The sequence below is a fragment of the Bacillus sp. AFS012607 genome (assembly GCF_002558005.1).
In the GTDB taxonomy this organism is placed as follows: domain Bacteria; phylum Bacillota; class Bacilli; order Bacillales; family Bacillaceae_G; genus Bacillus_A; species Bacillus_A thuringiensis_S.
Window position 1 is genome coordinate 1 of record NZ_NTVM01000047.1, and the last position, 701, is coordinate 701.

Below are 701 nucleotides of genomic sequence, written 5' to 3' on the forward strand. Positions count from 1 at the left end.
TTCAGTTTTCAAAGAACTAAAAGCGGGTGAAGAGAATCGAACTCTCGACCAGAGCTTGGAAGGCTCTTGTTTTACCACTAAACTACACCCGCGTGGTCGGGAAGACAGGATTTGAACCTGCGACCCCCTGGTCCCAAACCAGGTGCTCTACCAAGCTGAGCCACTTCCCGTAATTGGCGCGCCCGAGAGGAGTCGAACCCCTAACCTCTTGATCCGTAGTCAAACGCTCTATCCAATTGAGCTACGGGCGCTTATTCATGATGTTTTTTCGTCGTTGTATTTTGGCGACTCAATTATCTTATCATACTACATTTTCAAATGCAAGTACTTTTTTAAGATTTTTTTGATGCGGCCGAGAGGACTTGAACCTCCACGGGGTTTCCCCCACTAGGCCCTCAACCTAGCGCGTCTGCCGTTCCGCCACGACCGCGCGGAAAAAACAAAAAAGTGAGCCATGAAGGATTCGAACCTTCGACCCTCTGATTAAAAGTCAGATGCTCTACCAACTGAGCTAATGGCTCGTAAATGGCTGGGCTAGCTGGATTCGAACCAGCGCATGACGGAGTCAAAGTCCGTTGCCTTACCGCTTGGCTATAGCCCACTGAAAAAATATCTTATTTTCAAAGACAAATGTTATCGTACCATAATGTCCAATAAAAAACAACTGCCAATTAGCAGAAGTTAAAATGGCGGTCCCGACC

At 47.4% G+C, this 701-nt stretch carries 6 tRNA genes; all 6 read right to left on the reverse strand.

Annotation, left to right across the window (positions count from 1 at the left end):
- Positions 1-21 precede the first annotated feature (21 nt).
- Positions 22-92, reverse strand: a tRNA-Gly gene (locus tag CN409_RS29730).
- Between the two features lies 1 nt (position 93).
- Positions 94-170: transfer RNA gene (locus CN409_RS29735), tRNA-Pro, on the reverse strand.
- Between the two features lie 4 nt (positions 171-174).
- Positions 175-251: transfer RNA gene (locus CN409_RS29740), tRNA-Arg, on the reverse strand.
- Between the two features lie 96 nt (positions 252-347).
- Positions 348-430: transfer RNA gene (locus tag CN409_RS29745), tRNA-Leu, on the reverse strand.
- An 18-nt stretch (positions 431-448) separates the two neighbouring features.
- Positions 449-521, reverse strand: a tRNA-Lys gene (locus CN409_RS29750).
- A gap of 5 nt (positions 522-526) precedes the next feature.
- Positions 527-601 (reverse strand) — tRNA-Gln (locus CN409_RS29755).
- Between the last annotated feature and the right edge of the window lie 100 nt (positions 602-701).